At 49.9% G+C, this 5,892-nt stretch carries 8 protein-coding genes; 6 read left to right on the top strand and 2 right to left on the bottom strand.

Annotated features, from left to right (window positions below):
* The 4 genes from V3S16_RS03570 to V3S16_RS03555 form a co-directional block, all read left to right on the top strand.
* The coding region (locus tag V3S16_RS03570; RefSeq protein ID WP_413883302.1) for a hypothetical protein at positions 1–1,095 on the top strand (1,095 nt) is incomplete at its 5' end.
* 221 nt (positions 1,096–1,316) lie between these two features.
* Positions 1,317–2,351, top strand: coding sequence for a GNAT family N-acetyltransferase (locus V3S16_RS03565; RefSeq protein WP_413883301.1), 1,035 nt, complete (start codon positions 1,317–1,319; stop codon positions 2,349–2,351).
* A 4-nt stretch (positions 2,352–2,355) separates the two neighbouring features.
* Complete coding sequence (locus tag V3S16_RS03560; protein ID WP_413883300.1) at positions 2,356–3,591, top strand: glycosyltransferase; 1,236 nt, start codon at positions 2,356–2,358, stop codon at positions 3,589–3,591.
* Positions 3,592–3,783: 192 nt separating this feature from the next.
* Positions 3,784–4,518, top strand: a complete 735-nt coding sequence (locus V3S16_RS03555; RefSeq protein ID WP_413883299.1) for a PIG-L deacetylase family protein — start codon at positions 3,784–3,786, stop codon at positions 4,516–4,518.
* Between the two features lie 119 nt (positions 4,519–4,637).
* Here the strand turns inward: V3S16_RS03555 and V3S16_RS03550 are convergent, their stop codons facing one another.
* Together V3S16_RS03550 and V3S16_RS03545 are read right to left on the bottom strand one after the other, a co-directional pair.
* A complete protein-coding gene (locus V3S16_RS03550; protein WP_413883298.1) occupies positions 4,638–4,760 on the bottom strand; it encodes a hypothetical protein in 123 nt (40 codons plus the stop codon).
* A gap of 2 nt (positions 4,761–4,762) precedes the next feature.
* Positions 4,763–5,188 (bottom strand): CBS domain-containing protein, encoded by a 426-nt coding sequence (locus V3S16_RS03545; protein ID WP_413883297.1) that lies wholly within the window; start codon positions 5,186–5,188, stop codon positions 4,763–4,765.
* 178 nt (positions 5,189–5,366) lie between these two features.
* On the opposite strand from V3S16_RS03545, the gene V3S16_RS03540 reads away from it, so the two are divergent.
* Positions 5,367–5,597, top strand: a complete 231-nt coding sequence (locus tag V3S16_RS03540) for a hypothetical protein (protein ID WP_413883296.1) — start codon at positions 5,367–5,369, stop codon at positions 5,595–5,597.
* A gap of 15 nt (positions 5,598–5,612) precedes the next feature.
* Positions 5,613–5,892, top strand: a 280-nt coding sequence (locus V3S16_RS03535) for a twin-arginine translocation signal domain-containing protein (RefSeq protein WP_413883295.1), incomplete at its 3' end; no start/stop codon positions are given.

The following is a 5,892-nucleotide window of genomic DNA, read 5'->3' as shown; positions in this document are numbered from 1 at the left end:
CGCAAAGCAGTGGCTTATTTTGATTCCCATGTGCAGCATCCCATGAGTATCGCTTCATTTACGTCCGCCGAGGCTGCTTCGTCCTATGAAGCCCAGCAGGCTTTACAAACCCTGCGACAGGCTGATTTTATTCTGATAGGTCCTGGCAGTCCCACCTATGCTATAAGACAATGGCGGCAAACCTTAATTCCGGATATCTTTACCGAGCGTATCCAAAACGGCGGTTGCCTGGTAGCGGCCAGCGCCGCCGCGCTGACGGTGGGACGGTTCACGCTGCCGGTTTATGAGATTTATAAGGTGGGTGAAAAGCCTTACTGGTTTGATGGAATCAATATTCTGGGGCGTTTTGGTTTCGATCTTGCCGTGATACCACATTGGAACAACGCTGAAGGGGGCACTCACGATACCCGCTTCTGTTACATGGGTGAATCGCGTTTCAAGGTGCTTGAATCGCAGCTGCCCGAAGATGTTGCTGTTTTGGGGCTGGATGAGCATACGGCCTGCATCATTGAACTGGAAAAAGGGCAGGTTCGCATCGAAGGCCTTGGACGCGTAACTCTGCGCCGAGGTGGTGTTGAAAAAATATTTGAAAAAGGCGACTGTTTTGGGCTGGATATTCTGCGCGGTTTGGATGTCGGGGATCAGGAGCGGCTTCAGTCGCCGGTTGCCGGCGTCGCCGCTCCTCCCGATGCCGGCGATGTGGAGGGCTCCTTCTGGGAGACCGTTCGTACCCTTGAGTCGGTTTTTGATGAAGGTCTTGAAAAGCACGACTCTAAAAAAACCGTTAACGCACTTCTGGAGCTGGATCGAAGTATATGGCAAGCGCACCAGGAACTGGAAAGCGAAGAATTCATCTCTCAGGCCAGGGAAATCCTACGCGAGCAGATCGTTCTTTTGGGAACCCGACTGGCGTCTGCGCCACAAAGTACAGAAGATTGTCTGGCCCCGCTAGTGGAAGAACTGCTTAATTTAAGAAACTATTTCAGAGGTAAAAAACAGTGGGCCGATGCTGACGCTATTCGCGAGTGCCTCGAGAAAGTGGATGTCACCATCGAGGATACGAAGGAGGGTTCCCGCTGGCGGCTGAAGAGTTAATCACCAACAGGCTGAATATAAGTAGCGTCCATCCATAAATGGCTATTTTCCCGATGAGCGGCGTTCTCCGCGGGTTTCCGCCCTCGACGTACAGACGTACGCCTCGGGCGAAAACCCTTGTGCGGCCTTGCTCATCGAAAAAATATCTCATTTATGAATTGGACACCCAGTGTGTTCATTTTGGATTCGTGGATGGACACTAAGTAACCTTATGTTATGAAATGAAGATTGCAACGAGAGATACAGAAAGTAAAAAGCTTACTTTTTCCAAAAGCGACTATTCGGTGACGTCCTTAACTTTTGATCAGGTCTCGGATTGCCGCCTGGATACCGGCCGGTTGCTGCAATGGGAGTGCCTTTTTATGGAGCCTGCCTGGATGCAAGCCTGGTGGAGTCATTTTGGCACCGGAATGACCCCGTGCATCCTGGCCGTCTGGCATAAAAAAACCCTGATCGGGATTGCACCGCTTATGGCCGACGGAACCACAGCGTGCCTGTTGGGCCATTCCGACCTTTGTGATTACATGGATTTTGTTATTGCACCGCAGAGAGGGCCGGAATTTTTCACCGTAATCATTGAGTATTTACAAAACAAAGGTTTTGTGCTTTTGGATTTGAAGCCGGTGCTCGGCGAATCAAATGTAGTCAAGGATTTGGTTGAAATCGCACCGAAACTGGGATGCAGGGTGGTCTGCAAGCCGGACAATGTTACCTATGCAATGGAATTGCCGTCTTCCTGGGAAAAGTTTCTAAAGCGACTTAGCGGCAAACAGCGCCACGAGATCAGGCGTAAGCTGCGGCGGCTGGATGCAGCCGGTCAGGTCAAATACCGCATTATCGAGGATGTCGATGCCGTCCGCACTGAAATCGATATTTTTATGGCGCTGTTCAGGTCGAACCGGCCTGACAAAGCAGCCTTCATGACCTCGCAAATGGAGGCTTATTTTAGATCTCTGGCCGCAAGCATGGCAGCCCATCATATGCTAAGACTTGCTTTTTTAGAACTTGACGGGCAGCCTGCGGCCGCCGCCATGTGCTTTGATGATCATTCCACGGTCTATCTTTACAACAGCGGCTATGATCTTAGCTTTAGTTCATTGAGCGTGGGGTTGCTCAGTAAAGTACTGAGCATTAAAGACAGTATCCTAAGAGGCCGCCGCAAATACGACTTTCTCAAAGGAGACGAAAAATACAAACGATACTTGGGTGGCCGTCCGCTTCCGCTGTTCAGTTACCGGATTCACCTATCCCCATAAATTTATGAAAACCGAAGCGTTAAAAATTGCGATCCTCAGCCTCCATTCCAGCCCCATAGGAGCATTAGGGAGCCGTAACACCGGCGGAATGAGCGTCTATATCCGCGAGCTGGCACGTGAGCTGGGCCGTTGCGGCCATCACCTCGACATCTTTACGCGCCGGAATGCTCATACAAACGGTCAGGTCGTTAATCTGGATGAAAATGTGCGGCTGATCCATTTGAGTAACGGCCATGTTGGTCCGGTGCCCAAACTTGCTCTTTACCACACTGTGGAGGATTATTTTCGTGCGCTGGAGAGATTCCAGGCGCAAGATGGTCTTTGCTACGATTTGATTCACAGCCATTACTGGTTGTCCGGCCTGTTAGGGCAAATAGCCCAAAACCGCTGGCAGGTTCCGCATATTGTCATGTTTCACACGCTGGGCGCATTAAAGAACATGGCGGCTGCCGGCGAGCCGGAACCCGAGCTGCGCATTGTCAGTGAAAAACGATTGGCAAAAGGGTGCCATTGTATTGTGGCATCCACCGCAAAAGAAAGAGAGAAGCTCATGCGTTTTTATGGTGCCGCTGCTGAAAAAATCAAAGTGGTGCCTTGCGGTGTTAATCTGAATCTTTTTCGACCACTCGACCGGCTTGCCGCGCGGCGACGGCTCGGTTTTGAAGCGGACGAATCGATTGTGCTTTATGTCGGGCGGTTTGATCCCTTAAAGGGTCTGGACCGTTTAATAGCGGCCTTTGCCTACCTGCGCAACCACCCACGACTGCGGCTGGTGATCGTCGGCGGAGACGGAGAGCAGTCCTCGGCATTTCAGTATTTGCAGCGGCTTGTTCTTAAATACGATGTCCAGGATCGCGTGATATTTGCCGGCCGGATCGAACAATCCGACCTGCCGCCATACTACAGTGCGGCCAATGTACTTGTGATCCCTTCCCGCTATGAAAGCTTCGGAATGGTGGGGCTCGAATCCCTGGCCTGCGGCACACCGGTTGTGACCACGCCGGTGGGTGCCTTCAAGCGTATTCTGCGTGAGGGACAGACCGGCTATGTGGTCAGCGACGATACGCCTGTTGCCCTGGCCAGGGGCATTGAGTTCTTTTTGCCGGCAACGCTTGCCGAGGCGCCGGTACCTGAAGCCGTGCGTGCCTCTGTGTTTGAGTATGACTGGTCAAATGTGGCTTCCGCTATCATGGACGCATACACAAATGTGTTGACGAACCAGACTTATGCCTCAAATTGAGCGATAACGCTCAATTGAAAATTATTTGTTATTCGTTAATTGAAAGACTATTAGCTGCTATTCTATATCTCTATCATATACGATGTATAATTCTGTTTATTTTTCAGTTAAAACCAATAACTGATAACCAATAACGGATAACATCTAATTGAGTTTTAACTCAATTAGGGCAATTTAATCAGGAGGCTAAGCGTGACAACTCCCGCGGATGTGATGGTGATAGCAGCCCACCCGGATGACGCTGAATTCGGCGTGGCAGGAACGGTGGCTCGATGGACGAAAGAGGGGCGACAGGTGGTTTATGTTGTTTGCACCAGCGGTGAAAAAGGCACCAGCGACCGCAGTATGAAACCGGAGCTACTGGCCCAAATACGGGAAAAAGAACAATTGGCGGCAGCCCAAGTCTTGGGCGTGCGTGAGGTCAAATTTTTGCGTTATCCCGACCAGGGCTTAGAGGAGACTCCGCAGTTGCGCAAACATATCGTTGGCTTGATCCGCATGTTTCAGCCCAGTGTCGTGGTAACGTCCGACCCCTACAGGCGCTATCTCTGGCATCGTGATCATCGTATCATCGGTCAGGTTACCCTGGATGCCGTTTTCCCCTTGGCCAGGGATCATCTGGCTTATCCTGATTTGCTGGAGGAGGGTCTTCAGCCGCACAAAGTGGAGGAGATTCTCTTCTGGGCCGCGGAAGATGTCAACTATCGTTTCGATATCACCAGTACCTTCGATCTCAAGTTTACCGCTCTGCAGTGTCATGTCACCCAGATCAAGGAATTAGGTATTCCCGATTTGAAAGCCTGGCTGCGGGGTTTTTGTCGGGATCTGGCCGCGGGAGAAAACTTCGAACTGGCGGAAGCGTTCCACCGCGTTCAAATCTCCGGCTATCCTAATTCTTTAGTTAGTAAGCTTCGATCATCCACCTAAAATTTGGGATACGCATCAGCTCGTTTTAGTGAGCATGAGTCCGACTAAAATCGCTGCGCGCTTTTATGAAACGTCCCGCTTTACAGCGGGACGTTAAAATTGATGGCAGAAAGTTGTGCTTACTCACTGAATTCTGCATAGGCAATCTTGAAGTAATAATTGTCTATGCAGGATTCTGCATAGGCAATCTTGAAGTAATAATTGTCTATGCAGGATTCGGGTATTACAATTTTATTGTTCATTACTAATAACCGGAGATTTGATTCTGGTGACGCGAGACATAAAACTGCAGTATGTCGGTTTCGGTCACCATTCCAAGGAGAGCGTTGCCCTGGATTACCGGCAGGCAGCCAATTTTGTTTTCAATTAAAAGCTGTCCGGCCTCATGGATCTCCGTATCCGGTCCGATGGTGATGATTTCTTCATTCATCACTTCCTTGATGGTAACAGTCTTCAGGTGATCGCGGGCTTCCCCATAATCATAGCCCATTACCGAATCCAGTGAGGCTTTAAACAGGTCCCGCTGGCTGATGATTCCGACCAGACGGTCGCCTTCAATAATCGGCAAGTGTCTGATTCGCGCCAGGGTCATGATATCACTTGCCAGAGATAACTCTTCATCCACCTTAAGAGTGACCACTTCCGTAGTCATGATGTCTCGAACTTTCATGCTCCCCCTGTAGGCTCAAAGATGCTTGGATTTTAAAGGTGTATTTACTATTCTGGCCTAATAAAGCCCAATAGTCAATAACGTCCTGATTGTCGAAAATTAAACCCTAATTAATCCCGCAGCTTTAACGACAGTAGCAAAAAGTCGACTATAGACCAATTTTAAGAAGGAGAAGTCAATGCCTGTTTTCAGCTATCTGGCATACCCTGTAAAGGGGGCCAAGGAGAAACTGCTCAATGATCTTGCGGGGCTGGACTACTGTGAGGTGACGCCGGCTGAAAATGAGGAGATCCTGGACCTTGTGACCGACACGCCGGACGACGAAAAAGAGCAAGAGTTACAGAAAAAATTTAAAAAATTAAAATCATTACAGTCTCTTGGCATGACATTTGGCCATGGGGATGCGTAAACAAAGGAGTGCCACATGAATATTACCAGAAGATCATTCATTAAAACCATGGCCTTAAACAGTGCCGTTGCGGCCGCATCGACCCTGTTCCCGGGAATCAGTTTCGGGGCATGGAAAAGCATAGACCTCCCCGCGGGAATGATTCAATGGAAAAAGGCGCCCTGCCGTTTTTGCGGGGTAGGATGCGGCCTGCTGATCGGGGTATCCGGTGATCGAGCCGTGGCTGTGAAAGGTGATCCCAACAGTTCTGTCAACAAGGGGTTGTGCTGTGTAAAAGGCTATCATTCCGTCCAGG

The sequence above is a fragment of the Candidatus Desulfatibia sp. genome (genome assembly GCF_036446775.1).
Lineage (GTDB): Bacteria > Desulfobacterota > Desulfobacteria > Desulfobacterales > UBA11574 > Desulfatibia_A.
Note: the sequence above shows the minus strand (reverse complement) of the source record. Positions and strands in the feature narration are given on the sequence as shown.